Origin of the sequence: Rubrivirga aquatilis (assembly GCF_046845665.1) — a bacterium.
GTDB lineage: Bacteria > Bacteroidota > Rhodothermia > Rhodothermales > Rubricoccaceae > Rubrivirga.
On record NZ_CP177355.1, the window covers coordinates 454,308 to 480,241 of the forward strand.

Below are 25,934 nucleotides of genomic sequence, written 5' to 3' on the forward strand. Positions count from 1 at the left end.
GCCGACCCTTCGAATCGTCCCGTTCCTGGTGGGAGAGGGGACGTCACAAGCAGGCTCGTGGAAGGGGGCGCGTCGGGGCGTGCTAGGTTGCCACCATGCCCCGCCCCGGTCTCCTCATCGTCGTGCTCGCCCTCGCTGGCTGCAGCTCCGCCCTCCTCGACGCCGAGGCAGGGGCGCCGAGGTCGGCGCCCGACGGCCCGGCGCTCGTCGTCCTCGGCATCGCCCAAGACGGCGGCGTGCCCCAGACCGGCGACGCCGACGCGCCGGGCTGGACCCACCCCGACCGCCGACGGTTGGTCGTCAGCTTGGGCCTGGTGCACCCCGCCAGCGGGCGGCGGTGGCTGGTCGAGGCGACGCCGGACCTGCCGGAGCAGCTCGCGCACCTCGAACGCGTCGCTCCCCGCACCGACGGCGCAGTGCTCGACGGCGTCTTCCTGACGCACGCCCACATCGGCCACTACACCGGGCTGATGTTCCTGGGCCACGAGTCGCTCGGCGCCCGCGGCGTCCCCGTCTTTGCGATGCCCCGGATGGCCGACTTCCTCCGCACGAACGGCCCGTGGAGCCAGCTCGTCCGGTTCGAGAACGTCGACCTCCGCGAGCTGGCAGACGGCACGGCGGTGCCGCTGGCGGAGGGGCTGACGGTGACGCCGTTCCTCGTCCCCCACCGACAGGAGTTCTCAGAGGTCGTCGGCTACCGCATCGACGGGCCGCGGCGGTCGGTCCTGTTCATCCCCGACATCGACTCCTGGCATGAGTGGGAGGCTGCCGGGACGCGGCTGGAGGACGCGCTGGCGACGGTCGACGTGGCCTACCTCGACGCCACGTTCTTCGCGGACGGCGAGATCGGAGGGCGCGACATGTCGGGCTTCCCGCACCCGTTCATCACGACGACGATGGCCCGGCTGGCCGGCCTCCCCGCGAGCGAGCGGGGGAAGGTCCGGTTCATCCACCTCAACCACACCAACCCGGCGCTGTGGCCGGGCCCGGCCCGCGAGGCCATCGAGGCGGCCGGGATGCGGGTAGCCGCCGAGGGCGAGACGGTCTCCCTCTAGCCGAGCACCTCGGCGACCGTCTCGCGCACCGTCTCGGCAAAGGCGGCGACGAGGGCCTCCTTGATGTGGGCCCGGACGGTCAGCAGACGGACCTCGCGACGCGGGGCCGGCGCGACGAGCGGGCGGACGCGCGCGGCCTCGGCGCCGGTGAGGTAGCGCGTCGTGAGCTCGGTCAGGAGCGTGATGCCGCCGGTCCGGTCGGCCATCCGGCGGAGCGTCTCCAAGCTCCCGCTCTCGAACCGGACGCGGCGGTCCGGCCCGGACGGCGCGGCGCCGCACAGGTCGAGGACTTGGTCGCGGAAGCAGTGCCCTTCGCTGAGCAGCCACACGTCGTCGGGCGCCAGCGTCGCCGGGTCGACCTCGGCCTGCGCCGCCAGCGGATGGCCGGGCCCGACGTAGGCCACGAACGCCTCCGAGAAGAGCCGCTCCGAGCGCAGGCCCGCCCGCCGTTCGTCGGTCGCCACGAGCGCCGCGTCGATCCGCTCGGTCGCGAGGTGATCGAGGATGGCGTCGGTGGTGAGCTCGACGAGGGTCAGCCGAGCACGGGGGAAACGGGCCGCGAACGGGCCGGCAACGACCGGCAACAGGCACGACGCGAGCGTGGGGATGACGCCGACGCGGAGCTCACCGGCCGGCTCGTCAGCGGGCCCGTCGGCGGCGGCGGCGAGAGCATCGGCCTCGCGGAGCACGGCCCGGGCATGGGCGATGACACGGGTGCCGGCGGCGGTGGGGACGGTCGGCTGGCGGCTCCGGTCGAAGAGGACCGTGCCGAGCTCGTCCTCGAGCCGCTTGAGGCCCGCGCTCAGCGTCGGCTGCGACACGAAGCACGCGGCGGCGGCCCGCGCGAAGTGGCGGTGCGTGTCGACGGCGACGGCGTAGCGGAGCTGGGCGAGGGTCATCGCATATAGACCAATCCTATCGGATGATACTGATAATCCATTTGATCTATGCCCTCCCCTCCCCTACTCTGAGGGACCTTCTTCCCTTCTTGCGCACCATGGCTACCGACCCCACCAAACCCGACGGCCCCCTCCTGACGACCGCCGACGGCGCCCCCATCGCCGACCAGGAGAACGCCCTGACCGCCGGCCCGCGCGGGCCGCTCCTGATGCAGGACGTGGTCTTGCAGGAGCAGATGCAGCGGTTCAACCGCGAGCGCGTGCCCGAGCGCGTGGTCCACGCCAAGGGCTCCGGCGCCTTCGGCACGTTCACCGTCACGAACGACATCTCGCAGTACACGCGGGCGGCGCTGTTCTCCGAAGTCGGCAAGCAGACCGAGGTCTCGGCCCGGTTCTCGACGGTCGCCGGCGAGCGCGGCGCGGCCGACGCCGAGCGCGACCCCCGCGGCTTCGCGCTCAAGTTCTACACCGAGGAGGGCAACTGGGACTTGGTCGGAAATAACACGCCGGTGTTTTTCGTGCGCGACCCGTACAAGTTCGCCATGTTTATCCACTCGCAGAAGCGGCACCCGCACACGAACCTGCGCGACGCCGACATGCAGTGGGACTTCTGGAGCCTGTGCCCCGAGTCGCTCCATCAGGTCACGTGGCTCTTCGGCGACCGCGGCATTCCGCAGACGTACCGCCACATGAACGGGTACGGCTCGCACACCTACTCCCTCGTCAACGCCGAGGGCGAGCGCGTCTGGGTCAAGTTCCACTTTAAGACGGACCAGGGCATCGAGACGCTGACGAATGAGGCCGCCGCCGACCTCATCGCGCAGGACCGCGAGAGCCACCAGCGCGACCTCTGGGAGGCCATCGACAATGGCGACTTCCCGTCGTGGACGGCCTACATCCAAGTGATGACGCAGGCCCAGGCCGAAGCCCACCCGGACAACCCGTTCGACTTGACCAAGGTGTGGCCCCACGGCGACTACCCGCTCATCGAGGTCGGGACGCTGGAGCTCAACCGGAACCCGCAGAACTACCACCACGAGGTGGAGCAGGCGGCGTACAACCCGAGCTCGCTGGTGCCCGGCATCGGGCCGAGCCCGGACAAAATGCTCCAGGGCCGCTTGATGAGCTACCAGGACGCGCACCTCTACCGCATCGGCGTCAACTACCGCGACCTCAAAGTGAACCGCCCGAAGGCGCCGGTCCGCAACTACATGCGCGACGGCCAGTTCGGCGGGATCCTGGACGAGGGGACCGGCCACCCGAACTACTACCCGAACTCGGTCGAGGGCGCGCCCCGCCCGGACCCGTCCTACGCCGAGCCCGCGTGGCACCTCGGCGACGTCACCGTCGAGCGGTACAACTCGCGCGAGGACCACGACGACTACAGCCAGGCCGCGGCGCTCTACCACCTGATGGACGAGGCCGCCAAGGACCGGCTCGCGCAGAGCCTGGCCGGCGCGCTCGGCGGCGTGACCCGGCAGGAGATCGTGGACCGCCAGCTGGCCCACTTCGACACCGTCGACGCCGACTACGGCCGGCGCGTCCGCGACGCCGTGACGGCGGCCCGGAGCGGGGGCGGCGACGGGCAGTCGGTGGAGGCCGCGATGGCCGTCCGCGACGCCGTCCCGGAGGGCGAGGCCCAGCGCGACTAGCCCCCGAGCATCCCACCACGCGCGCCCCGGCGGCTTCGGCTGCCGGGGCGCTGTTCGTCCAGACCCCCGCCTCGGGTCCCCCGCGGACCGACCGAGGCGGCCCGACCCGACTCCTCATGTCCGACCTCATCGACCTCTCGAACGTCGATTACCACGAGATCGCCCGGCGCGGCGACGCCGAGGTGCTGACCGTCTTCCTCGACGCCGGCCTCGACCCCGACCTCCGCAACGCCCAGGGCTACTCGCTCTTGATGATCGCGGCGTACAACGACCAAGCGCCGACGACGGCGCTCCTGCTCGCGCGCGGCGCCGACCCCGACGCGCCCGACCGCTCGGGCAACACGCCGCTCATGGGGATGGCCTTCAAGGGCCACCTCGACCGCGCCCGCCAGCTCCTCGACGCCGGCGCCGACCCGGACGCACAGAACCCGGCCGGCGCGACGGCCCTGCACTTTGCCGCCATGTTCCGGCAGTCTGACCTCGCCGACCTCCTGCTCGCGCACGGCGCCGACGCGGCCCGCCGCGACGCGCAGGGGATGACGCCGGCTGACCTCGCGGCCGCGCACGGCCACGCCGACCTCGCCGCGCGCCTCCGCCCGTAGCCCTCGCCGCCTTGGGCCCGAGACGGGCTTGCTCTGTTGAGGAGCTCCGCCGACCCATCCATCTTGCCATCCCGGGCGGAGCCGCGCAGCGGCGGAGTCGAGGGATCTCAGCCGAGCGCTCCGCACCGTCCGCGCTGTAGCTGGGTGGTGCGCGACGGAGATCCCTCGACAAGCTCGGGATGACACGGTAGGGAGCTTCTCAACAGAGCAAGGTGGGCTCAGCCCGTCTCGATGTGCGAGGTGCGGGCGGGGGCCGGCATCGGCGGCGGGCCGTCCGGCGTCTTCTCGACGACCTCGTAGAGGTCCGGCCGGCGGTCGGTCCACGGGCGGACGGTCCCGACGAGCCGGTTGCGGCGCGTGAGCTCGAGGTCGAGGTCGGCCACGACGATGGCCTCGATGTTCGGCTCGCACTCGGCGGCCACGCCGTCGCGCGCGAACGGGAAGTCGGACGGGGTGAAGACGCCGCTCTGGGCGTAGTTCACGTCCATGTTGTCGACGTCGGGGATCAGCCCGGTCACGCCGGCCGTGACCACGTACATCTGGTTCTCGATGGCCCGCGCCTGCGCGCAGAGCCGGACGCGGAGGTAGCCCTGGCGGTTGTCGGTGCAGAACGGGACGAACAGGATCTGCGCGCCCTTCGCCGCCGCGATCCGGGCGACCTCGGGGAACTCGACGTCGTAGCAGATCGAGACGGCCACGCGCCCGCGGTCGGTGTCGAACACGCGGACCTCCGAGCCGGGCCGGACGCCCCACCACCGCCGCTCGTTGGGCGTGATGTGGAGCTTCTCCTGCTTCTCGATCGAGCCGTCGCGGCGGAACAGGTAGGCCACGTTGTAAATGCCGTCCTCCTCCTCGGTGTAGGTGCTCCCGCCGACGATGTTGATGTTGTGGCGGACAGCGAGGTCGTGGAAGAGGTCGAGGTAATCGCCGGCGAGGGCGGCCAGCTGGCGGACGGCCTCGCCGCGCCGGACTGGCGGGAGGTACGAGAGGAGCTGGAGCGTAAAGATCTCCGGGAAGAGCACGAAGTCGGCCCGGTAGCCGGCTGCGGCGTCGACGAAGAACCCGACCTGCTTGGCGAACTCGTCGAACGACGCGATCGTCCGGACGGGGTACTGGACGGCGCAGACGCGGACGGGGAACGTGCTCCGCGTCCGCTCGGCGGGGTCGGGCGTGTAGTGGAGGTTGACCCACTCCATCATCACGCCGTACCCGCGCGACTCGGCGTCGTCGGGGAGGTACCCCGCCACGACCCGCTTGATGGCGAACCCATTCGCGAGCTGGAACGTGAGGACGGGCTCGACGAGGTCGCGCGCGACGACGCCCTCGACGTATTCCTGAGCGGTCATCTCGTCGGCCACCCGGTGGTACCCGGGGAGCCGCCCGCCGATCACCATCCGCTTGAGGTTGAGCCGTCGGCACAGCGCCTTGCGCTCCTCGTAGAGCCGCCGCCCGATGCGCATCCCCCGGAACGCCGGGTCGACGACGACCTCGATGCCGTAGAGCGAGTCGCCCTCGGGGTCGTGGTTCTCGATAAGGTCCTCGCCGGCCACATCCGCGTAGACGTGGCCCGCGCCGTACTCGTCGATGTCGACGACCAAGCTGAACGACGAGGCGACGAGCCGGCCGTCGGCCTCGACGCCGATCTGGCCCTCGGGGAAACGGCCGACGATGGCCGCCAGCTCGGCGTGTGTCCACGTCTCCATGCCGGGAAAGCACAGGCCGTGGAGCCGCAGGATCGCCGCGTGGTCGTCGGGCGTGAGGGGCCGGACCTGGAGGGAGGTCTGGAAGTCGTCGAGGTCGATCTCGGGCACGGGCGGGGGTGGGGCGCGGAGGCGGGTCGAACCCGCGGCGGTCGGCGGGGTGCCCCGGGCGCGGCGTCTCCACGGAGGGCCGGGGCGGCTCGGCCGGCGCGGTAGGTTCGGCCCATGGCCCTGCACACGACCGGCTCTTCGAACGGCGCCCCACCCCCGAACCGGCGCGGCCGCTCGGCCGTCGCCGACCTCACGTTTCAGGAGCGGCTCGGCGCGCTCAAGAACGTCCCGCCGCTGTTCCGGCTGGTCTGGCAGACGAGCCCCGCGCTATTCTCGGCGAACCTAGCCCTGCGCGCGCTCCGGTCCGTGCTGCCGGTGTCGATGCTCTACGTCGGCAAGCTGATCGTCGACGAGGTGGTCCGGCTGGCGGGCGCGCTCGACGCGGGCGCCGCCGCCGCGGCCGACGGGCTGGCGGCGTGGGCGGGGCCGCTGGAAACGCTCGCGTGGCTGCTCGCCGCCGAGCTCGGGCTGGCGCTCTTGTCCGACCTGCTCGCGCGCGGGACCTCGCTGTGCGACTCGCTCTTGGGCGACCTGTTCACGAACGAGACGAGCGTCCGGCTCATGAAGCACGCGGCCGCGCTCGACCTGGCGCACTTCGAGAACGCCGATTTTTACGACCACCTCGAGCGCGCGCGGCGCCAGACGACCGGCCGGATCGTCCTCTTGAGCCAGATCTTCGGCCAGGCCCAGGACGCCGTCACCGTCGTCACGCTCGCGATCGGGCTGGCGGCGTACGCGCCCTGGCTGCTCGTCCTGCTCGTCGTCGCGCTGATCCCGTCGTTCCTGGGCGAGGCCCACTTCAACGCCCAGAGCTACTCGCTGACCTACTCGTGGACCGCCGAGCGCCGCGAGCTCGACTACCTCCGCTACGTCGGCGCGAGCGACGAGACGGCCAAGGAGGTCAAGGTCTTCGGGCTCAACGACTACCTCGCCGAGCGCTACCGACGGCTGGCGGACGCCTACTACCTCGCGAACCGATCGCTGGCGGTCCGGCGCGCGTCGTGGGGCGCGGCGCTCGCGGCCATCGGAAGCCTGGGCTACTACGTCGCCTTCGCCGCCATCGTCTACCGCACGGCGACCGGCGCCCCGGGCTTCACGATTGGCACGCTGACGTTCCTGGCGGGCGCCTTCAGCCGGGCCCGCGGTCTCCTCCAGGGGATGCTGTCGGCGTTCTCGACCGTGAGCGGGCAGGCGCTCTACCTGGCCGACCTGTTCTCGTTTTTCGAGATCGAGCCCGACATCGTCTCCGCCGACGGCGCGGCCCAAGTCCCCGAGCCGATCCGCGTCGGGTTCGAGTTCCAGGACGTCGGCTTCCGGTACCCCGGCTCCGAGGCCTGGGCCGTGCGCGGGTTGTCGTTCACGCTCCGTGCCGGCGAGGCGCTGGCGCTCGTCGGCGAGAACGGGGCGGGCAAGACGACGCTCGTCAAGCTGCTCGCGCGCCTGTACGACCCCGACGAGGGCCGCATCCTGCTCGACGGCCGCGACCTCCGCGAGTACGACCTCGCCAGCCTGCGGTCGGCGGTCGGCGTCATCTTCCAGGACTTCGTGCGCTACCACTTGACGGCGGCCGAGAACATCGCCGTCGGGCGGATCGAGGCGCGCGAGGACCGGCCCCGCATCGAGGCCGCCGCCGAGCGATCCCTCGCGGACACGGTCGTGGCCGAGATGGCGGACGGCTACGAGCAGGTGCTGGGGCGCCGGTTCAAGACCGGCACGGAGCTCTCGGGCGGCCAGTGGCAGAAGGTGGCGCTCGGCCGGGCCTACATGCGCGAGGCGCAGCTCCTCATTCTGGACGAGCCCACGGCCGCCCTCGACGCCCGCGCCGAGTTCGAGGTGTTCGAGCGGTTCAAGGACCTGACGGCGGACAAGACGGCCGTCCTCATCTCGCACCGGTTCTCGACCGTCCGCATGGCCGACCGCATTCTCGTCCTCGGGGACGGTCGGCTCGAGGAGATCGGCACGCACGAGGAGCTGCTCGCGGCGGGGCGGCGCTACGCCGAGCTGTTCGAGCTCCAGGCGCAGGGGTACCGATAAGGTCCCGGCGTAGGGGTCACGGGCTCGCGCCAGCAGGCTCGCGGCGATCTCCGACCGATCCTCCCCTCCCGGACGGGAGGGGCCGGGGAGGGCGACCGGCACAGCGCCAGCAGACGGCTCGCGCCAACAGGAAGACCCCCTCACCGGGCCTCTCCCGAGGGGAGAGGGGACATCGTAGACGGCGGGATGCCCAGAGCTCCGCCAGCCTCGCCATTCCCTTCCCCCCGGAACCGGGGCGGGCATCGGGGATACCGCCGCCATGACTGAACACGTCCACGTCGTCGTTGTGGGAGCGGGCTTCGGGGGGGTCGCCGCTGCGGCCCGCCTGCTCGCCGATGGCGTCGACTCGCTCGTCGTCCTCGAACGCGGCGACGCCGTCGGCGGCGTCTGGCGCGACAACGTCTACCCCGGCGCGGCGTGCGACGTGGAGTCGAACCTGTACGAGCTGGCGGCGGCGCCGAATGGCGACTGGTCGCGGCGGTTCGCGCCCCAGCCCGAGATCCAGGCCTACCTCGAACGGACGGCCGACGCGTTGGGGGTGACGCCGCACCTCCGCCTCGGGACGACCGTCGAACACGCCGCGTGGGATGCCGACGCGCTCCACTGGGTGATCGACACCGACCGGGGGCGGCTGACGGCCGCCGTGCTGGTCGCCGCGCCGGGCGGGCTCGCCGAGCCCCGGATGCCCGACATCCCGGGCCTGGACACGTTCCAGGGAGAGACGATGCACACCTCGCGCTGGCGCGATGACGTGGCGCTGGAGGGGAAACGGGTGGCCGTCGTCGGCACGGGCGCGTCGGCGGCGCAGGTGGTGCCGCCCGTGCAGCGCGTCGCGCGCGAGCTGGTGCTCTTTCAGCGGACCGCGCCCTGGGTGATCCCACGCCGCGACAAGCCCATCGCCGACCGAACGCGCCGCCGGCTGGCGGGCGCCGGGTGGATGAAGCGGGCCGTGCGAGGCGCGCTCTACGCTCGCCACGAAGTGCTGGGGCTCGCGTTCCGGCACCCCCGGCTGGCGGCGGTCGCCGAGGCCGCGCTCGCGCGTCGCCATCTCCGCAAGCAAGTGGCCGAGCCCGCGCTCCGGGCCGTGCTCACGCCCGACTTCCGGCTCGGCTGCAAGCGGCTCATCCTGTCCGACGACTACTACCCCGCGCTCGCGGCCGACAACGCGACCGTCGTCGACGGCGCGCTCGTCGAGGTGCGAAAACACTCCGGCGTCGGCGCCGACGGGATCGAGCGGCCGCTCGACGTGCTGGTCTTCGCGACGGGCTTCCACGTCCACGACTACCCGTTCGGGACGTTGGTCGTCGGGCGCGAAGGAAAGACGCTGGCCGAGACGTGGGGGCCGAGCCCCGTCGCCCACGTCGGCACGACGGTCGCGGGCTTCCCCAACTTTTTTCTGATCCAGGGCCCCAACACCGGGCTCGGCCACTCGTCGGTGATCCTGACCGCCGAGGCGCAAGTCGAGCACGTCGCGAACGCGCTCGGGGCGATGCGCGAGCGGCGGCTGGCGGCCGTGGAGCCGACGGCCCAGGCGCAGGCGGCGTGGCGCGACGAGGTCGACGCGCTGGGCGAGGGCACGGTCTGGACCGCTGGCGGCTGCGAGTCGTGGTACCTCGACGAGACCGGCCGCAACGCGGCCATCTGGCCCGGCTCGGTCCCGGCGTTCCGCCGCCGTGTCGCCCCGTTCGACCCGGCCGACTATACGTTGACTCCGGCCCACGCCCCTCGCCCCCATGTCGCCGTCTGACGCCCCCTCTCGCGCTGAGCAGCTCCGAGGCGCCAGCGCCCGCGCGCTCCAGTGGTTGCCCGAGCCCGCGCTCCGCGCGATCGCCGGGCCGGCCGACACGGTCGACGGGCAGACGTTCGACGTCGGCCTCCAGGCCATCCTGCGGCTCAACCCGCGCGACGGCGCCGAGGCTGAGGCCGTCCGCGCCGACCCCGTCGCGGCGCGCGCCCGCTTCCACCGCGAGATCGCCGCGCTCCGGAGCGCCCCCACACCCGTCGGCTCCGTCGAGGCGCTCGCCGTCGACGGCGCCGAGGGCCCGCTGGCGGCGCGGCTGTACCGGCCGGCCGGGCTGGGGCGCCCGCCCCTCACGGTCTTTTTCCACGGCGGTGGGTTCGTCGAGGGCGACCTCGACACGACCGACGAGCTGTGCCGCGTGCTGTGCCGCCAGGCCGGCCACGCCGTGCTGAGCGTGGCCTACCGGCTGGCGCCGGAGCACCCCTTCCCGGCCGCCGCCGACGACGCCGTCGCCGCGTTCCGGTGGGCGCAAGCGGCCGGGCTGGCCGACACCGTCGCCGTCGCCGGCGACAGCGCGGGCGGGAATCTGGCGGCCGTCGTCGCCCAGGCCTGCGCCGACGACGCCCCGCCCGTCGCCCAGTTGCTGATCTACCCCGCCACCGACACGCCCACACACCGGCCCTCGCGCGAGCTGTTCGACGGCTACCTCCTGCCCGACGACTTGCGCGCCGCCTTTTTCGAGCTCTACGCCGCCGGCGCCGACGTCCGCGACCCGCGCCTGTCGCCGATCTACGGCCGGCTTGCCGGGCTCGCGCCGGCGCTCGTCGTCACGGCCGGATTCGACGTGCTCCGCGGCGAGGGCGAGGCGTACGCGCACGCTCTGCGCGCCGCCGGCACGCCCGCCGACCTCTACCGCCAGCCGAGTCTGCCACACGGATTCGCGCAACTCACGCCCATCAGCCGCGCCTCGCATCGCGCGACCGTGGCGATGGCCCGCCACTGGCGCCAGCTGGTGGCCGGCCTGTGACGCGCCTCGACCTCTCGACCGCCGTCGCCGTCGTGACGGGCGCCGCCTCGGGCATCGGCCGAGCGACGGCGCTGGCGCTCGCCGCGCGCGGGTCCGCGCTGGCGCTCGTCGACCGCGACGCGGCCGGGCTGACGGACGCCGCGAGCGGAGCGCGAGCGCTGGGGTCGACCGTGACCGAGCACGTCGTAGACCTCGCGGATGCCGACGCGGTGGCGGCGCTGCCGCAAGCGGTCGTGGCCGCGCACGGACGCGCGAGCGTGCTAGTGAACGCGGCGGGCGTGGCGCTCGTCGGCCGGTTCGAGGAGCTGGCGCTCGGTGAGATCCGCGACCTGTTCGAGGTCAATGTCTTTGGCGTGATCGGGATGACGCATGCGTTTCTTCCCATCCTCCAGCACGAGGGGCAAGCCCAGATCGTGAACGTGTCGAGCCTGTTCGGAATCCTCGCGCCCGCCGAGCAGACCGCGTACGCGGCGTCCAAGTTTGCCGTCCGGGGCTTTTCCGAGGCCTTGCGCCACGAGCTGGCGGGGACGGGCGTCGGCGTGACGGTGGTCCACCCGGGCGGGGTGGCGACCAACATCTCGAAGCGCGCCCGGATCGCGGCGGGCGCGGACGCCGAGGCGGCGGCTCGCGTCAACGCCCGGTTCGAGCGAACCTTTTTGACGACTCCGCCCGAGACCGTCGGTCGGGCCATCGCGGACGCCATCGAACGGCGTCAGCCGCGGCTGCTGGTGGCGAAGGGCGCGCGCGCCGGAGCCTTGCTCCAGCGGCTGATGCCGGTCCGCTACTGGCGCCTGCTGGCGCCGGGCTTCGAGCGGCTGCGGCGGTAAGCCCACCCGGGGCGTAGGGGCGACTCGTCGAGTCGCCCGTACCAAGCGTGGTGCCGGACGCGAGCGGCTCCGTAGGGACCCGGGCAGGGCGTCAGCAGGCACGGCCGCGCGGCCGGAGCCCGTTCCGGTCCGGCGTAGGTTCTTCCCCCACCCGATTCATTCCCGATGTCTCCGATCCTGTCCGGGCGCACCGCCCTCCCCTTGCTCCTCGGCCTGCTGCTGACCACCGCCGCCTGCGACTCTGGCGAGAGCGGCGTTGTTGAAGCTAGCAGCACGGTCACCATCGACTACGTCGGCAGGCTCGCCGACGGGACGGTGTTCGACCAGAACCCCAGCTACACCGGGCGGGTCAGCGAATTCGTGATTGGCTTTCGGCTCCGGATCCTCGGGATGGTGACCGGCGAGACGCGCACGTTCGACATCCCGCCGGAAGAGGCGTACGGCAGCGAGCCGGTGCGAAACCCGGCCGGTGTGGTCATCATCCCCGGCAACTCGACGCTCACCTTCGAGGTCACCGTCCTCGACATCCAATAGACCTATGCGCCCGCCCCTCGTTGCCCTGCTGATCGCCCTCGCGGGTTGCTCGGCTGCCCCGCCCGCCGACGCCCCCGACATGACGGCCCCGACCAACGACAACCTGTTGCTGGCGGAGTACGCCGGCCCCTACGGCGGCGTCCCCGCCTTCGACCGGATGGACCTCGACCTGCTCGAGCCCGCCATCGAGGCGGGCATGGCCGCCCACTTGGCCGAGATCGACGCGATCGCCGGCAACCCGGCCGCGCCGACCTTCGAGAACACGATCGTCGCGATGGAGGCGGCGGGCAAGCCGCTCGACAACGCGTTCACGTACTACGGCATCTGGAGCTCGAACCTGTCGAGCCCCGAGTTCCGCGAGATCCAGGGGCGGCTGGCGCCCAAGCTCTCCGAGTACGGCACGGCCATCACCCAGAACGCCGCGCTCTTCGACCGCGTCCGCGCCGTCTACGACGCGCGCCAGACGCTGGGGCTGGCGCCCGACGAGGTCCGGCTCGTGGAGCTGGTCTACGACGGGTTCGCCCGCAACGGCGCCACGCTGACGGGCGTCGCCAAGGAGCGCTACGCGGCCATCGACAAGCGGCTCGCGGAGCTGTACACCGACTTCGGCAACCATGTGCTCGCCGACGAGGAGGGCTACGTGACGTACCTCGACGAAAGCCAGCTCTCGGGCCTGAGCGACTCGTACGTCGCCGCCGCCGCGTCCGCCGCCCAAGAGCGTGGCCGGGCGGGCGAGTACGCCGTCACCAACTCGCGGTCGTCGATGGACCCCTTCCTGACGTACTCCGACGAGCGCGACCTCCGCGAGACCGTCTGGCGGACGTACTACAGCCGCGGCGACAACGGCGACGAGAACGACAACAACGCCATCATCGCCGAGATCCTCCAGCTCCGCGACGAGCGCGTCGGCCTGCTCGGCTACGACGACTACGCGACGTGGCGCCTGGAGGACCGGATGGCCAAAACGCCCGAGCGCGCCATGGAGCTGATGCTCAACGTCTGGCCCGCCGCCATCGCCCGCGTCGCCGAAGAGGTGGCCGACATGCAGGCCGTCGCGGATGCTCGGGGCGACGGCATCACGATCGCGCCGTGGGACTACCGCTACTACGCCGAGAAGGTGCGGCTCGACCGCTACGCCCTCGACTCCGACGAGGTCAAGCAGTACCTCCAGCTCGACAACCTCGTCCCGGCCATGTTCTACGTGGCCGGGGAGCTGTTCGGGTTCGAGTTCTCGCCCGTCGCCCCAGGCACCGTCCCCGTCTTCCACCCCGACGTGACGGTCTACGAAGTGACGGACCGCGAGGCGGGCGACTTTGTCGGCCTGTGGTACCTCGACCCGTTCGCGCGGCGCGGCAAGCGCTCCGGCGCCTGGGCAACCACGTACCGCAGCCACACGACGTTCGAGGGCCCGAAGACCGTCCTGGCGTCGAACAACTCGAACTTCGTCAAGGGCGCTCCGGGCGAGCCCGTCCTCATCTCGTTCGACGACGCCGAGACCCTCTTCCACGAGTTCGGCCACGCCTTGCACTTCCTGGCGTCGAACGTCACGTACCCGACGCTCAACGGCGGCGTCCGCGACTACACCGAGTTCCAGAGCCAGCTGCTGGAGCGCTGGCTGCTGACGGACCCGGTGATCGACAATTACCTCGTCCACGCCGAGACCGGCGAGCCGATGCCGGACGAGCTCGTCGCCAAGATCAAGCGGGCCGCGACGTTCAACCAGGGCTTCTCGACGGCCGAGTACCTCGCGTCCGCGCTCATCGACCTTCGGCTCCACACCCTCGATGACTACTCCGACATCGACCCCGACGCCTTCGAGCGCGAAACGCTGGAGGCGCTCGGGATGCCGTCCGAGATCGTGATGCGCCACCGGACGCCCCACTTCGGGCACGTCTTCTCCGGCGAGGGCTACGCGACCGGCTACTACGGCTACCTCTGGGCCGACGTGCTCACCTCCGACGCCGCCGAGGCCTTTGCCGAGGCGCCCGGCGGGTTCTACGACCCCGAGGTCGCGAGCCGACTCGTGGAGTACCTCTTCGCGCCGCGCAACGCCATCGACCCGGCCGAGGCGTACCGCCTGTTCCGCGGCCGCGACGCGGGGATCGCCCCGCTCATGCGCGACCGCGGCTTCCCGATCCCCGAGGGCGTCGAGTAGTCGGTGATCGGTCGTCGGCGATCGGCCCCGTCCCCTGCGTGGGGGCGGGGCCGGTTTGTGAGTACCCGTCTCGGCGCCGAGACGGGCGGACCCGCAAGCCGACGGCCCTCGTTCGCGGCGCCCCCCTCCCCTCTCCGATGCCCCGCACTCTCGTCTTCGACGTCAACGAAACGCTGCTCGACCTGGGCGTGCTCGCGCCCCGCATCGAGGCGCTGACCGGGGGCCCCCAGGCCCGATGGTTCCTCGAGCTCCAGCGCCTGTGGCTCGTCGCCACGGCGACCGACCACTACCAGGACTTCCCGACGTTGATCGGCCACGCCCTGCGCAGCGTCGCCGACGGCGAGGTCTCCGACGCCGACGTCGCGAGCGTCCTCGACGCCGTCGTCCAGCTGCCCGCCCACCCCGACGTGCCGCCCGCGCTCGACCGGCTCCATGCGGCCGGCTACCGGCTGGCGGCGCTGACAAACGGGACGCTCGACGCCGTCCGCCAGCAGCTCGACCACACCGGCATCGCGGATCGCTTCGACGTGGTGATGTCGGCCGACGAGGTGCAGCGCTACAAACCGGCCCCGGAGCCGTACCGGTTCGCAGCCCGCAAGCTGGACTCGGACCTCGGCGACCTCACGATGGTCGCCGCGCACGCGTGGGACGTCGCGGGCGCGCACCGGGCCGGGATGCGGACGGCGTTCGTGGCCCGGCCCGGCAAGGCGCCCGTCCCCGGCTGGCCCGCGCCCGACATTCAGGGCCCCGACCTCGGCGCCATCGCCGACGCGCTCCTCGGGTCAGCAGACGCCTGAGATGCGGGCCGCACGGACCGGCGGCGGCGGAGGGTGGTGAGAGGGGTCCTCTCTCCCCGCTCCTCATGCCCACCACGCCCCTCCCCCGCCAGCCCGCCCCCGACCTCACCGTCAACACCCTCGACGGCGAGGCGTGGCGCCTGGCCGACCAGTCGCCCGAGTCGTTCACGCTCGTCGCGGCCTACCGCGGACTGCACTGCCCCGTCTGCAAGAGCTACCTCGAGACGCTCGCCGAGGTCCGCGAGAAGTACGCCGATCGCGGCGTCGACGTCCTCGCGGTGAGCATGGACTCGGCGGCGCGCGCGCGGAAGGCGCGGATGGACTGGGCCGTTGAGGGCGTGCCCATCGGCTACGGGATGTCCGAAGAGAGCGCCCGCGCGTGGGGCCTGTACCTCAGCGACGGCATCAAGGACGGCGAGCCCGATCGGTTCAGCGAGCCCGGCCTCTTCCTCGTCCGCCCAGACGGGACGCTGTACTACGCGGCCGTCAACTCGGCACCGTGGGGCCGCCCGCACCTGCCCTCGTTCCTCAAGAACATCGACTTCATCCTCGACAAGGACTACCCCGCGCGGGGCGAGGTGGGCGCGGCCGTGGCCGCGTAACCCACGTCAGCCCCTGGCGCGTCGCTCCAGCTCGGCGCGCGCGCGGGCGTACCGAGCCCGGAGGGCCGGCGCGTCGACGCCTGTGTAGGCCCCCTCGAACCGGGCCTCCGACGCGTCGAGCACGCGCAAGAGGTCGATGGCGGCGGCCCGCTCGGCCTCGGCGTCGACGCTGCCGATGCTCCCGATCCAGACCGGCGCCGTGTGGGCGAACGGGTACGCCGCCATCGTCGGCCAGCCCTGCGACGTGTCGCCGACAGCGCGGACGGCGACCCACCCCGCCTCGGGGAGGGCGAGGGTCCCGCGGTAGCTCCGCCGCCCGGGTTCGGCGAGCCCCTCTCGGACCTCGACGACGACACCGTTGACGACCACCTCGACGCGGTCGACCGCCACGGCCGAGGCGAGGTCGAGGGTCCACTCCGCCTGGCCGCCCGCGATCACGCCGCCCGGCTCGGCGCCCGCGATCCGCACGTCCAGAAACGGGCCCGTGGTGACGACGCTGCGCCCCGCCTTCAAGCCGTCGAGGTAGTCCTCGTACGTCGCCCCCGGCGCGGCGCGGACGACCGCGCGGGCGGTGCCCGGCGCCATCGTCCGGTAGAAGTTGCTCATCACGTCGCTGCCCGCCATCGGCACGACGACGCGGCCCAGGTTGAGGAGGCGGTACCACAGCTCCGACGTGCCCAGGTCGTCGGTCCAGAGGCAGACGACCTCAAGGCCGTCGAGGTCGCCCAAGACGCCGTCGGCCACGAGCGAGGCGGGGACGGCGCCCCCCGCGCCGTCGGCGAACGGGTCGCGGACGGAGACCGGGTGGACATACGTTCCGATGCCACCTTGGGCGCGGGCGTGGGCGATGGCCGTGGCGTTCTCGCGGTCGTCGCGGGCGAAGACCTCGTAGCCCGGCCCCCAGATCCACGGGTGGAACAGCGTCTCGGTGCCCACCAGCCCGACGTGCCCGAAAAAGTGGGACCGGACCTCCTGCCCGAACACGCGGTACGGCAGCGCCGCCGTCCGGTCGGTGCCCCAGAGCTCGTCGTCGATGTAGCGGTTGTGGAGGTTGGCCACGAGCGGCGTCGCCACGTCGAGGGCTTCAGCGGCCAGGAGCGGGTCGAGGTCGCCGGGGGCGAGGGCGAACGGCCCGCCGTAGTTGAGGTGGAAGTGCTGGTCGCCCGTCAGCCAGCCGTCGCCGTCCCAGACCCGCGCCAGCGCCAGCGTCACGGCGTCGGCCTCTCCGGCGCCGACCGCCACCGTGGCGCGCTCGACCGGCGTCGCGAGCCCCTGCACCGCCGCCACCGTCACCGTCCCGGCGGGCACCGTCACCGTCAGCTCCCCCGGCGACGGCGTGTAGACGACGCCGTTCTCGCCGTCGAACCAGGCCTGCCCGGCGTCGGGGAAGAGTGGGTGGCCGTCGCCGGTGGCGAGCGCCAGCCGGGCCGGCGCGGGCGCCCCGCCGAGCGTCGTGCGAACGGTGACGGTCCCCGTCGGCACGCCCCAGTCCCACGCTGCGACGGCCACCTCCTCGGGTGCCCCGCCCTCGGTGGCGACGCGCATCAGGCGGATCCGCTCGGCGGCGTCGGCCTGGGCATAGTAGACGTGGGCGCCGTCGGCGGAGAAGGCGGGGGCGAGGGGCGGGGCGGCCCCGGCCACCAGCCGGAGCGAGGGCCCGGGGTCGGCCACGGCGGCGACGACCAGCTCCCAGCCGTCGTCGAGGGGGAGGCCCAAGGCGAGCGTCCCGCCGTCGGGCGAGAGTGCGGGACGCGTCTGGGACAGGATGCTCCCGTCGTAGAGGACGGCCTCGTCGCCCGTCGCCAACGTCCGCAGGCGGACCTGGTCGCCACCCTGCTTGGCGAGGTAGACGACGCGGGCGCCGTCGGGGTGGGGCCGAGGGGCGAGCGCCAGCCCCCGCCCGTCGGTGACGACCGTCACGGCGCCCGTGGCGAGGTCGAGGCGGCGGAGGCCGAGCCCAGCGTCGCCGGCCGCGGCGTAGAGCAGCGCGGCGCCATCCGGCGTGAAGGCGGGGTCGAGCTCCAAGCCGGGCGCCTGGGCCACGACCGTCTCCCGGCCCGTCGCCAAGTCGAGGACCACGATCCAGGTCTCGTGTGCGTCGTCGCGGACGAAGGCGAGGCGGTCGCCCGTCGGCGACCACGCCGGGCGCGCGTCGACGGCCGCGCTGCGGGTGATCCGCCGGGCGCGGCGCGTGTCGAGGTCGAGGAGCCACAGCCACCCGCGCGACGCGACCGCGACGGCCCGCCCGTCGGGCGACGGCGTGGGGTCGGTGGGCCCGGCCGCCGAGGTCGGCAGGTCGAACCCCTCGAGGTAGACGTGGTGCGAGAAGCCGGGGACCTTCGGGTAGCGGTTCGTCCACTGCGCGTGGGCAGGCGCGGCGAGCGCGAGGAGCAAGCCGAGGAGGACGAGGCGCGACAAGATCCGGGACATGGTGGCGGGCGGGTGGGGGGCGCAATATGCCTCGGGCCCCGGGAGAGAGCCTCCCGCCGCCGCGCCATCGTGTGGACGTGCCCCGCCTCGGCCCCGCAAGCGGGGGACTCAGGCGTCCGGGTGGGCGTCGAGGAAGGCGGCAAACGCGGCGGCCGTCTGGCGGGGCGCCTCCATCATCGGGAGGTGGCCGATGCCGGCGAGCCGGTGGACCGTCGCGTCGGCGACGCCTGCCGCAAGCGTCGTGGCGCCCGACGGGTGGAGCACGCGGTCTTCGTCGCCCCACGTCACTAAGAGCGGTACGGGGAGCCCGGCCACCAGCTCCTCGGTCGTGAGGCCGAGCCCCATTTCCAGGCTCATGTCGCAGAAGACACCGACGGTGCGGTCGTAGGCGGCAGCGCTCTCGGCGGCGAGGACGCGCAGGGCGGGGCGTGGGATGGGCGGCGGGCGGCGCATCGAGAAGGCGACGGAGGCGGCGTACTCGTCGGGTGTCCGGGCAAAGAGCGGGACGCCCTCGCCCGCGAACAGGCCCTCGATCATCTCGCTGGGGCGGTCGCCGTCGGCGCCTGCGGGCGCGAGCAGCCACAGCGAGCGCAGGCGCTCGGGCGCGCGGTGCGCCAGCTCGGCAGCGATCCGCCCGCCCATCGACGAGCCCGCCAAGTGGACGCGGCCCAGCCCGATGGCGTCCAAGAAGGCGATGACGGTCTCGGCCTGCCCCGCCATCGAGAGGTCGCCGGTGCCGTCGCTCTCGCCAAAGCCGGGGAGGTCCGGGGCGACGACGCGGACGCGGTCGCGAAGGAGCGCCGCGAGCCGGGCCCAGTGATCCTTGCTGGCGCCGATGCCGTGGAGGGCGACGAGCACGGGGAGGTCTCCGCCGGTGTCGAGGGTTACGATCTGGCGGCCGTCGGCGAGCGTCGTCGTGTGGCGCTCCGCGCCCGCCGCGTCGCGAAGCTTGCGACGCGCGCGGTCCACGGCGCGAGCGACGGGGTCGATCCGGCGGAGCAGCCCGCGCACTACGAGAGCCGCTCGCGGACCCCGTCTGGCAGCGGCGTCGGCCGGCCGGTCGCGTAGTCGACCCAGACGAGCGTCGTCGCGGCCGTTGCGTAGACCGTGTCCTCGCCCTCGACGGTCAGTTCAACATCGATGCCGGCCGAGGTCCGGCCCGGCGGGCGGCCCGTCATCCGGACGACGACGGTCGCGGGGTATACGATGGGGCGCTTGAACTGGAGGTCGGCCGCGGCCAGGATGGGGCCGGAGGTCGGGGCGCCGGGCCAGTCGCCCGCCTCGTCGGCCAGGCTGCGGAGCCACTCGATGCGGGCCTGCTCGACGTACGTCAGGTAGGCCGCGTTGTTGACGTGGCCGAGCGCGTCCTGGTCGCCCCAGCGGACGGGGACGCGGGCGATGAAGAGGGGATCGGGCATCGGATCGGGACAGAGACCGCCTCACGACGGCCCGGCGTCGGCGTTCCAGGCGCACGCGGTCTCCGAACGACGCTCACCGCGCGCGGACCACGAGCGCGATCCCGCCGAGGGTGGTGGCCCCGGCGACCGCCAGCCGCACCGTCACCGGCTCGCCGACGAGGGCCAGCCCGCCGAGCGCCGCCAGCACGGGCACGCTGAGCTGGACCGTCGCGGCGGTCGCGGCGCGCAAGGCGGGGAGCACGCGGTACCACAGCGCGTAGCCGAGCCCGGAGGTCAGCGCGCCCGAGGCGACGGCGTACGCCAAGCCCGGCCCGTCGGCCGAGACGCCGGGCCCGAGAGCCGCCCACCCGGCGGCGCCTGCCAGCGCGAGGGGCGCGGCCCGGGCAAAGTTGCCCGCCGTGTCGGCGGTCGGCGCGGCGGAGCCCCGGCCACGCAGCGAGTACGCGCCCCACGCCGCGCCGGAGGCGACCATCGCAAAGGCAGGCGCCAGCGGCGGGGCCGTCAGCCCGGGCGCGACGAGCCCCACGAGCCCGCCGAACGCGAGCGCGATCCCGAGCCACGCCGGTCCGCTCGGCCGCTCGCCCGTCGCCACGCCCCACCCGACCATCGTGAGCTGGACGGCGCCGAAGAGCAGGAGGGCTCCGGCGCCGGTCGGCAGGCTCAGGTAGGCGACTGAGAAAAAGCCCGCGTACGCCACGAGCGCGGCGGCCGAGCCCCAGCTCCCGCCCACCCGCTGGCGCCGCGCGCCGACGAGCGCCAGCAGCGCGACCGCCCCAGCGACGACTCGGACGGCGGTGAACGTGCCGGCGTCGATGGCGGTCGTCGCAAGGGCCAGCCGCGCGAGCACGGAGTTGGCCGCGAACGCGGCCATCGTCAGCGCGGTCAGCGCGAGGGCGGAAACACGGGGCGCGGGCACGGCCGGACAAGGTCGCTCCCGATGCCGACGCGGGCTATCCTCCCGCCCTCTCCCCTCCCCCGCCATGATTCGCCTCGCCCTGCTGTCTCTCGTCCTCGTGCTCGCCGCTTGCGAGACGGAGGACCCCTCAACGGACGCGGCGGGCGACGGCATCGCCACGGCCACCAGCACCGTCGTCGTGGACTACGAGGGTCGCTTGGAGGACGGGACCGTCTTCGACGGTGGCGAGGGCGTGGAATTCCCGCTGGACCGGGTCGTGCCGGGCTTCCAAGAGGGCATCACCGGGATGCGGGTCGGTGAGTCGAAGACGATCGTGATGCCGCCCGAGATGGGCTACGGCGCGCAGGGCGTCCCCGGCGTCATCCCGCCGAACGCGACGCTGACCTTCGACGTGACGCTCCGCGAGATCCTGCGCTAGGGTCTGTCACGTACGTCGGTCTGCTGGCGCCAGCAGGCCGACTCGCCGTCCACCGAGTCGTCCCTGAGCGCCAGCGCCCCCCAAGGGAAGGCGTAGCCCAGGATCTCGACGCCAACGCATCAAACCCTCGAAGCCGGTACTGCTGGGCGCTCGGCCTCACGCTGGCTGCGCCTTCCCTACGGGGGAGATCCTTCGCTCCGCTCAGGAGGACAAGTCCAGAGGGTTTTCGCAAAAGGCCTACGCCAGGTTGTGGTACACCGTCTGGACGTCCTCGTCGGCCTCGATCTTGGCGATCAACTCCAGCACCTCGTCGGCCGCCTCGTCGCTCAGCTCCGAAGTCGTCGAGGGGACGTAGTCGACGCCGGCGGCGATGGGCTCGAGGCCGCGTGACTCCAGGGCCTTCTGCATCTGGCCAAAGTCCGAGAACGCGCACCGAGCGACGAGCACGTCGCGGCCGTCCTCGGCGACGCCGTCGGTGAGCTCTTCGAGCCCCTCGTCGATCAGCCCCAGCTCCAGCTCGTCGCGGTCGGGGACCGTGTCGGGGTCGAGTTGGAACGCGCCGGCCTTGGTGAACTGGAAGGCGACCGAGCCTGCGGTGCCGAGGTTGCCGCCGCCGCGTGAGAGCACGGCGCGCAAGTTGGCGACGGTCCGGTTGACGTTGTCGGTCGCCGCGGCGACGAGGATCGGGACGCCGTGTGGCCCGTAGCCCTCGTAGAGCACCTCGTCGTAGTTGGCGGTGTCCTTGCCGAGCGCGCGCTTGATGGCCCCCTCCACCTTGTCCTTGGGCATGTTGACGCCCTTGGCGTTCTGCATGGCCCGCCGCAGCGTCGGGTTCATGTCGGGGTCCGGCCCGCCCGCCTTGACGGCGATCACGATCTCCTTGCCGACGCGCGTGAACTGCTTCGCCATGCGGTCGTAGCGCGCGAACATCGTGTGCTTGCGCTTCTCGAACATCCGGCCCATGCGTCTCTACTCGGTCTGGTGAGGCCTGGAAGCTACCCGCGTCCGCAGGAGGGACGCGCCGTCTCCAGGCTCAGGCCAGGACTTCCCACGCGTGCGGCGCGACGGCGGCGGGCTCGGCCGCCGGGAGCTCGAAGTAGAACCGGCTCCCTCCGGACGGCGACCGCTCGGCCCCGTAGGCCCCGTCGAGCTTGTCAAGCACGCGCGCCACGATAGAGAGGCCGAGGCCGTGGCTGTCAGCGCGCTCGCCGTGGGCCCGGGCGAACGGGGCGAAGACGGCAGCGCGCTCGTCGGCTGAGAGGCCCGGCCCGTCGTCGTCGACCCAGAACCGGACGGCGTCGCCGACGCGCGCGGCGCCGAGCGCGATCCGCGGCCGGTGGCCGCCGTACTTGGCGGCGTTGCTGAGGTAGTTGGCCCAGACCTCCTCGACCCACGGGCCGTAGCCCACGGCACCGGGCCACGCCCCGGGCACGTCGACGGTCGCCCGGTGCCGGTCGAGGAACGGGCGGAGACGCTCCAGCGCGCCCGCCACGGCGGCACCCATCTCGACGGGCCCCGGCGTCACCGTCTGGTCGCGGACGCCCGCGAGCAACAGGAGCTCGTCGATGATCGAATTCATCTTGTCGGCCATCCGCACCACCACGTCCGCGCTCTCGTCGACGAGCGCGCGGTCGAGCGTCTCGCCCTCGACGCGCAACAGGTCGGCATAGCCGCGGATGGCGTGGATGGGGTTCTTGAGGTCGTGGGCGACCGTGTGGGCGAACGCGTCGAGGTCGGCGTTGCGGGCCTGGACCTCGGCGAGGGCGGCGCGGACGGCGGCCTCGGCGGCCCGGCGCTCGGTGACGTCGTGGAGGAGGACGATCCGGCCCCGCGAGCGCCCGCGCGCGCCGGGCAGCGCAACGGCCCGCCACGCGTAGTGACGGGGCCCGTCGAGGGCGACCTCCCCCACCTCGTCTTCGAGCGTGGCGGCCAGCGCCGGCGCCACGGCCCCGATCGGCTCGCCGAGCGCGGCGCGCTCGCCGGCGAGCGCGCGGAAGGCGCCGTTGAAGTCGGTGATCCGGCCCGCGGGTCCGATCGACACAAACCCCTGGTCGAGGCTCTCCATCAGGACCGACCGGGCGGTCGGCTGGAGGTCGAGGAACCGGAAGCGGAGCGTGCTCGCGGCAAAGACGACGCTCGAGAACGCGAACGCGATGGTCGTCATCGACTTGTCGAGCGGGGTCAGGCCGGAGAGGTAGGCGAGGTTGACCACGAGCGGGGCGAACGACGCGACGGCGAGCCAGACCGAGAGCCGCCGGAGCGTCGCGAGCCCGCCGCCGTACTCGCGCAGGAGCACGGTCGAGCCGCCGACCACGGTCGCCCACGAGGCGACGGCGTGGACCCAGAACCACGGCCCGAACGCGACGACGTGGTCGCGGAACGGGCCGGCCTGAACGGGCTCGATCGACGCCCACAGCCAGCCGTGATGTGCCGCGGTGAGCGCCACGACGGTCGTAGCGGCGGCGACCGCGCCGGACGTGCGGACGGCCCACGACCGGCCCCACGCGCGGCGGCCCGTGAACTCGAGGGCGAACACGAGCCACCCCACACACAGCCACGGCAGCGCAACGTAGACCAGCTGCTCGGACGCGAGCGACAGCCGGGCCGTGGGGGCCACCATCTCCCCGAACTCGGCCAGGAGCGTGACGGCCGAGGCGGCCGAGGTGTAGGCGAGCGGGCGGGCGCCCGGCGCGCCTCCCCGGCGGCGGGCGATCCACACGGCCCATGCCATCGCCGCGACGGCGAACGGGGTGAGGACGGCGAACACGAGGTAGGACACAGCGCAGATCTGGAAGCCAAGTCCTGTATCGACGGGACCTGGCCCGACTCAACGCGGGCCAGCCGTGCACCGGAGCGCCGCGCCCTTTCGGGGTGGCGCCGGGCGCCGGGTCAGGCGGGCTCGCCGAGCGTCGCGTCGGCCCGGATCAGAGCGGCGATCTCGTTGGGCGGGAGCGGGCGGGCGAAGAGGTAGCCCTGCCCCCAGTCGCAGCCCATCTCGACGAGCGCGGCGCGCTGCTCGGCCGTCTCGATGCCCTCGGCGACGATCTCCGTCCCCAACGTCCGCGCGAAGCCGATGACGGTCCGGACCATCTCGCGGGCGGCCTCGTCCTCGTCCATCCGCTGCACAAACGCCCGGTCGATCTTGACGGTGTCGACGGGCAGGGCGTGGATGACGCTGAGCGACGAGTAGCCGGTCCCGAAGTCGTCCATGGCGAAGCGGACGCCTTCGGCGTGGAGCGCCTCCAGCACGGCGACGGCGCGGCGGGGGTCGTCGACGAGCAGGCTCTCGGTGATCTCGATGACGAGCCGGCCGGCGCGGTCGGGGCCCCGCGCCAGCAGCGCCCGGACGTGGTCGGCAAAGAGGGGCTCGTGGAGATCGCGGGCGGAGCAGTTGACGGAGAGCGAGAGGCCGAGCGAGCGACCGGCCTCGGCGTCCCACCGCTCGAGCTGGCGCAGCCCCTCGGCCATCACCCAGCGGTCGACCTCGCCGATGCGGCCGGTCTCCTCGGCGATGGAGATGAACGTGTCCGGGTAGAGCATCCCGAGGTCGGGGTGCTGCCAGCGGACGAGCGCCTCGACGCCCCGCATGCGCCCCGTCGGGAGGTCGACGATGGGCTGGTAGACGACGCGGAGCTCGCCCCGCTCCACGGCGCGGTCGAGGTCGGCTTCGAGGCGCAAGCGGCGGTCGGCGGCCTCGCGCATGGCGGGCGAGAAGAGGGCCCAGATGGCGGCCGGGTCGGCCTTGGCCGCGTAGGCGGCGAGGTCGGCCTCGCGGAGGATCTCCCCCGAGGAGGCGTGGTCGGCGCGGCCGACGGCGACGCCGATCGACGCCGAGACCGGGCGGCGCGTGCCGGCCAAGTCGAACGGCGTCCGGAGCGTGCGCTCGATGCGCTCGGCCGCGGCCTGGGCGCGGGCGTCGGTGGCCACGTCGGTGACGATGATGGCGAACTCGTCGCCTCCGATCCGGGCGACGGTGTCGCTGTCCCGGCTGACGAGTCGAAGGCGGTCGGCGAGCTGACACAAGAGCTCGTCACCGGCGGCGTGGCCAAGGGTGTCGTTGACGGTCTTGAAACGGTCGAGGTCGATGTAGAGGACGGCGAAGGCGCTCCCGGGGCTCTCGACCAGCGCGTCGAGGCGGAGGGTGAAGAGGGAGCGGTTGGCGAGGCCGGTGAGCGGGTCGTGGTGGGCGCGGCGCTGGAGGTCGTCCTCGGTCGCCATCTGCTCGGTGACATCGCGAGAGGAGACCTGGAGCCGCGTGATCTCGCCGGAGCCGTCGCGGATGGTCTCGGTGAGCGATTCGAGCCAGATGTAGACGTTGTCCTTGCGGCGCATCCGGTAGCGGATGACGGTGTCGCTGGCGCGGCCATCGAGGAGGAGCTCGTGGCTCTCCGTCCGGATGCGGTCGACGTCGTCGGGGTGGAACAGCTCGTAGGGGTCGCGGCCGATGAGCTCGGCAGGGCGGTAGCCCAGGATGTCCGTGACGGACGAGCTCAACCACTCGTAGCGGCCGTCGGGCGCGTGGTGGGCGACCAAGTCGCTGAGGTGCTCGGCGAGCAGCCGGTAGCGGGCCTCGGCGCGGTCACGGGCGACCGGGGCGGAGAGCAGACGGCGTGTGCCGCGGCGGAGCCAGACGTAGCCGCCGCTGAGCAGGAGCGCCGAGAGCCAGGAGGCGACGGCCAGCCCGTAGAGGAAGGCGTCCGCGCCGGGGGCGACGGCGTGGGGGTCGGCCCCGATGGCGACGCCCATGTGGTTCCGGTCGAGGACACACCCGTAGATGAACGCGACGCCGACGAACGCCAGCGTGTAGGCCAGCAGGACGGTGGGGACGCGGACCGTGAGCCCGTCGACGGCGCCCTCGACGTGGTCGGGCAGCGAGCCCGCACGGACGGCGTCCTTGACGGCCCCTGCAGCCAGCCCCCACAACGCGGTCGCGATGAGAAAGTAGGGGACGGCCACACCGAGGATGTGCCACGTATGAATGCTCATTCCGACACGACACGACTGATGAGCCTGTGG

At 72.9% G+C, this 25,934-nt stretch carries 21 protein-coding genes; 12 read left to right on the forward strand and 9 right to left on the reverse strand.

Features of this window, described 5'->3' with window-relative positions; all coding sequences use genetic code 11:
• The first annotated feature begins 95 nt into the window (after positions 1-95).
• Positions 96-1,055: an MBL fold metallo-hydrolase gene (locus ACLII4_RS01915; protein ID WP_412069207.1), complete on the forward strand. Its 960-nt coding sequence runs from the start codon at positions 96-98 to the stop codon at positions 1,053-1,055.
• Here ACLII4_RS01915 and ACLII4_RS01920 read toward each other — a convergent pair.
• Positions 1,052-1,954 carry a LysR substrate-binding domain-containing protein gene (locus ACLII4_RS01920; protein WP_412069208.1) on the reverse strand — a complete coding sequence of 301 codons (903 nt, stop codon included), beginning with the start codon at positions 1,952-1,954 and terminating at the stop codon, positions 1,052-1,054. The genes ACLII4_RS01915 and ACLII4_RS01920 overlap by 4 nt on opposite strands.
• Positions 1,955-2,052: 98 nt before the next feature.
• Here ACLII4_RS01920 and ACLII4_RS01925 point away from each other — a divergent pair, with 98 nt between their 5' ends.
• Both ACLII4_RS01925 and ACLII4_RS01930 read left to right on the forward strand, forming a co-directional pair.
• Positions 2,053-3,606 (forward strand): catalase, encoded by a 1,554-nt coding sequence (locus ACLII4_RS01925; protein WP_412069209.1) that lies wholly within the window; start codon positions 2,053-2,055, stop codon positions 3,604-3,606.
• Between the two features lie 116 nt (positions 3,607-3,722).
• On the forward strand, positions 3,723-4,208 hold the full coding sequence (locus tag ACLII4_RS01930; protein WP_412069210.1) for an ankyrin repeat domain-containing protein: 486 nt from the start codon (positions 3,723-3,725) through the stop codon (positions 4,206-4,208).
• A 218-nt stretch (positions 4,209-4,426) separates the two neighbouring features.
• Here ACLII4_RS01930 and ACLII4_RS01935 read toward each other — a convergent pair whose 3' ends face one another.
• Positions 4,427-6,019 (reverse strand): GNAT family N-acetyltransferase, encoded by a 1,593-nt coding sequence (locus ACLII4_RS01935; protein WP_412069211.1) that lies wholly within the window; start codon positions 6,017-6,019, stop codon positions 4,427-4,429.
• Positions 6,020-6,139: 120 nt separating this feature from the next.
• On the opposite strand from ACLII4_RS01935, the gene ACLII4_RS01940 reads away from it, so the two are divergent.
• The 8 genes from ACLII4_RS01940 to ACLII4_RS01975 all read left to right on the forward strand — a co-directional run bounded on the left by ACLII4_RS01940 (position 6,140) and on the right by ACLII4_RS01975 (position 15,736).
• Complete coding sequence (locus tag ACLII4_RS01940) at positions 6,140-8,053, forward strand: ABC transporter ATP-binding protein (protein ID WP_412070583.1); 1,914 nt, start codon at positions 6,140-6,142, stop codon at positions 8,051-8,053.
• Positions 8,054-8,312: 259 nt separating this feature from the next.
• Entirely contained in the window at positions 8,313-9,800 is a 1,488-nt protein-coding gene (locus ACLII4_RS01945) for a flavin-containing monooxygenase (RefSeq protein WP_412069212.1), read from the forward strand.
• Positions 9,787-10,821: an alpha/beta hydrolase gene (locus ACLII4_RS01950; protein ID WP_412069213.1), complete on the forward strand. Its 1,035-nt coding sequence runs from the start codon at positions 9,787-9,789 to the stop codon at positions 10,819-10,821. The genes ACLII4_RS01945 and ACLII4_RS01950 overlap by 14 nt, the downstream gene beginning before the upstream one ends.
• A complete protein-coding gene (locus tag ACLII4_RS01955) occupies positions 10,818-11,648 on the forward strand; it encodes an SDR family NAD(P)-dependent oxidoreductase (RefSeq protein ID WP_412069214.1) in 831 nt (276 codons plus the stop codon). Before ACLII4_RS01950 ends, ACLII4_RS01955 begins: the two co-directional genes overlap by 4 nt.
• 165 nt (positions 11,649-11,813) lie before the next feature.
• Complete coding sequence (locus ACLII4_RS01960; RefSeq protein ID WP_412069215.1) at positions 11,814-12,182, forward strand: FKBP-type peptidyl-prolyl cis-trans isomerase; 369 nt, start codon at positions 11,814-11,816, stop codon at positions 12,180-12,182.
• Positions 12,183-12,186: 4 nt separating this feature from the next.
• Positions 12,187-14,337 (forward strand): M3 family metallopeptidase, encoded by a 2,151-nt coding sequence (locus tag ACLII4_RS01965; RefSeq protein WP_412069216.1) that lies wholly within the window; start codon positions 12,187-12,189, stop codon positions 14,335-14,337.
• A gap of 137 nt (positions 14,338-14,474) precedes the next feature.
• The gene (locus ACLII4_RS01970) at positions 14,475-15,134 is read left to right on the forward strand and encodes a haloacid dehalogenase type II (protein WP_412069217.1); all 660 of its coding nucleotides are present in this window, start codon (positions 14,475-14,477) and stop codon (positions 15,132-15,134) included.
• Positions 15,135-15,199: 65 nt separating this feature from the next.
• Positions 15,200-15,736: a peroxiredoxin-like family protein gene (locus ACLII4_RS01975; protein ID WP_412069218.1), complete on the forward strand. Its 537-nt coding sequence runs from the start codon at positions 15,200-15,202 to the stop codon at positions 15,734-15,736.
• Positions 15,737-15,742: 6 nt separating this feature from the next.
• Here ACLII4_RS01975 and ACLII4_RS01980 read toward each other — a convergent pair whose 3' ends face one another.
• The 4 genes from ACLII4_RS01980 to ACLII4_RS01995 form a co-directional block, all read right to left on the reverse strand.
• Complete coding sequence (locus tag ACLII4_RS01980; RefSeq protein ID WP_412069219.1) at positions 15,743-18,166, reverse strand: CehA/McbA family metallohydrolase; 2,424 nt, start codon at positions 18,164-18,166, stop codon at positions 15,743-15,745.
• 108 nt (positions 18,167-18,274) lie between these two features.
• On the reverse strand, positions 18,275-19,177 hold the full coding sequence (locus tag ACLII4_RS01985; RefSeq protein ID WP_412069220.1) for an alpha/beta fold hydrolase: 903 nt from the start codon (positions 19,175-19,177) through the stop codon (positions 18,275-18,277).
• Positions 19,177-19,584 carry an acyl-CoA thioesterase gene (locus ACLII4_RS01990; protein ID WP_412069221.1) on the reverse strand — a complete coding sequence of 136 codons (408 nt, stop codon included), beginning with the start codon at positions 19,582-19,584 and terminating at the stop codon, positions 19,177-19,179. Before ACLII4_RS01990 ends, ACLII4_RS01985 begins: the two co-directional genes overlap by 1 nt.
• Positions 19,585-19,657: 73 nt before the next feature.
• A complete protein-coding gene (locus ACLII4_RS01995) occupies positions 19,658-20,455 on the reverse strand; it encodes a DMT family transporter (RefSeq protein WP_412070584.1) in 798 nt (265 codons plus the stop codon).
• Between the two features lie 109 nt (positions 20,456-20,564).
• Between ACLII4_RS01995 and ACLII4_RS02000 the strand changes: the two genes are divergently transcribed.
• Positions 20,565-20,918, forward strand: a complete 354-nt coding sequence (locus tag ACLII4_RS02000; protein WP_412069222.1) for an FKBP-type peptidyl-prolyl cis-trans isomerase — start codon at positions 20,565-20,567, stop codon at positions 20,916-20,918.
• A gap of 237 nt (positions 20,919-21,155) precedes the next feature.
• Here ACLII4_RS02000 and ACLII4_RS02005 read toward each other — a convergent pair whose 3' ends face one another.
• The 3 genes from ACLII4_RS02005 to ACLII4_RS02015 form a co-directional block, all read right to left on the reverse strand.
• Complete coding sequence (locus tag ACLII4_RS02005; protein WP_412069223.1) at positions 21,156-21,881, reverse strand: YebC/PmpR family DNA-binding transcriptional regulator; 726 nt, start codon at positions 21,879-21,881, stop codon at positions 21,156-21,158.
• Between the two features lie 70 nt (positions 21,882-21,951).
• Positions 21,952-23,697 (reverse strand): histidine kinase N-terminal 7TM domain-containing protein, encoded by a 1,746-nt coding sequence (locus ACLII4_RS02010; protein WP_412069224.1) that lies wholly within the window; start codon positions 23,695-23,697, stop codon positions 21,952-21,954.
• Between the two features lie 110 nt (positions 23,698-23,807).
• Positions 23,808-25,904: a putative bifunctional diguanylate cyclase/phosphodiesterase gene (locus ACLII4_RS02015; protein ID WP_412069225.1), complete on the reverse strand. Its 2,097-nt coding sequence runs from the start codon at positions 25,902-25,904 to the stop codon at positions 23,808-23,810.
• Positions 25,905-25,934: the final 30 nt, after the last annotated feature.

What these genes read in the sequence shown, in the direction of transcription:
- ACLII4_RS01915 (WP_412069207.1), top strand. Translation starts at nt 96, where the DNA reads ATGCCCCGCCCCGGTCTCCTCATCGTCGTGCTCGCCCTCGCTGGCTGC.
- ACLII4_RS01920 (WP_412069208.1), bottom strand. Translation starts at nt 1,954, where the DNA reads ATGACCCTCGCCCAGCTCCGCTACGCCGTCGCCGTCGACACGCACCGC.
- ACLII4_RS01925 (WP_412069209.1), top strand. Translation starts at nt 2,053, where the DNA reads ATGGCTACCGACCCCACCAAACCCGACGGCCCCCTCCTGACGACCGCC.
- ACLII4_RS01930 (WP_412069210.1), top strand. Translation starts at nt 3,723, where the DNA reads ATGTCCGACCTCATCGACCTCTCGAACGTCGATTACCACGAGATCGCC.
- ACLII4_RS01945 (WP_412069212.1), top strand. Translation starts at nt 8,313, where the DNA reads ATGACTGAACACGTCCACGTCGTCGTTGTGGGAGCGGGCTTCGGGGGG.
- ACLII4_RS01950 (WP_412069213.1), top strand. Translation starts at nt 9,787, where the DNA reads ATGTCGCCGTCTGACGCCCCCTCTCGCGCTGAGCAGCTCCGAGGCGCC.
- ACLII4_RS01960 (WP_412069215.1), top strand. Translation starts at nt 11,814, where the DNA reads ATGTCTCCGATCCTGTCCGGGCGCACCGCCCTCCCCTTGCTCCTCGGC.
- ACLII4_RS01965 (WP_412069216.1), top strand. Translation starts at nt 12,187, where the DNA reads ATGCGCCCGCCCCTCGTTGCCCTGCTGATCGCCCTCGCGGGTTGCTCG.
- ACLII4_RS01970 (WP_412069217.1), top strand. Translation starts at nt 14,475, where the DNA reads ATGCCCCGCACTCTCGTCTTCGACGTCAACGAAACGCTGCTCGACCTG.
- ACLII4_RS01975 (WP_412069218.1), top strand. Translation starts at nt 15,200, where the DNA reads ATGCCCACCACGCCCCTCCCCCGCCAGCCCGCCCCCGACCTCACCGTC.
- ACLII4_RS01980 (WP_412069219.1), bottom strand. Translation starts at nt 18,166, where the DNA reads ATGTCCCGGATCTTGTCGCGCCTCGTCCTCCTCGGCTTGCTCCTCGCG.
- ACLII4_RS01990 (WP_412069221.1), bottom strand. Translation starts at nt 19,584, where the DNA reads ATGCCCGATCCCCTCTTCATCGCCCGCGTCCCCGTCCGCTGGGGCGAC.
- ACLII4_RS01995 (WP_412070584.1), bottom strand. Translation starts at nt 20,455, where the DNA reads ATGGCCGCGTTCGCGGCCAACTCCGTGCTCGCGCGGCTGGCCCTTGCG.
- ACLII4_RS02000 (WP_412069222.1), top strand. Translation starts at nt 20,565, where the DNA reads ATGATTCGCCTCGCCCTGCTGTCTCTCGTCCTCGTGCTCGCCGCTTGC.
- ACLII4_RS02005 (WP_412069223.1), bottom strand. Translation starts at nt 21,881, where the DNA reads ATGGGCCGGATGTTCGAGAAGCGCAAGCACACGATGTTCGCGCGCTAC.
- ACLII4_RS02015 (WP_412069225.1), bottom strand. Translation starts at nt 25,904, where the DNA reads ATGAGCATTCATACGTGGCACATCCTCGGTGTGGCCGTCCCCTACTTT.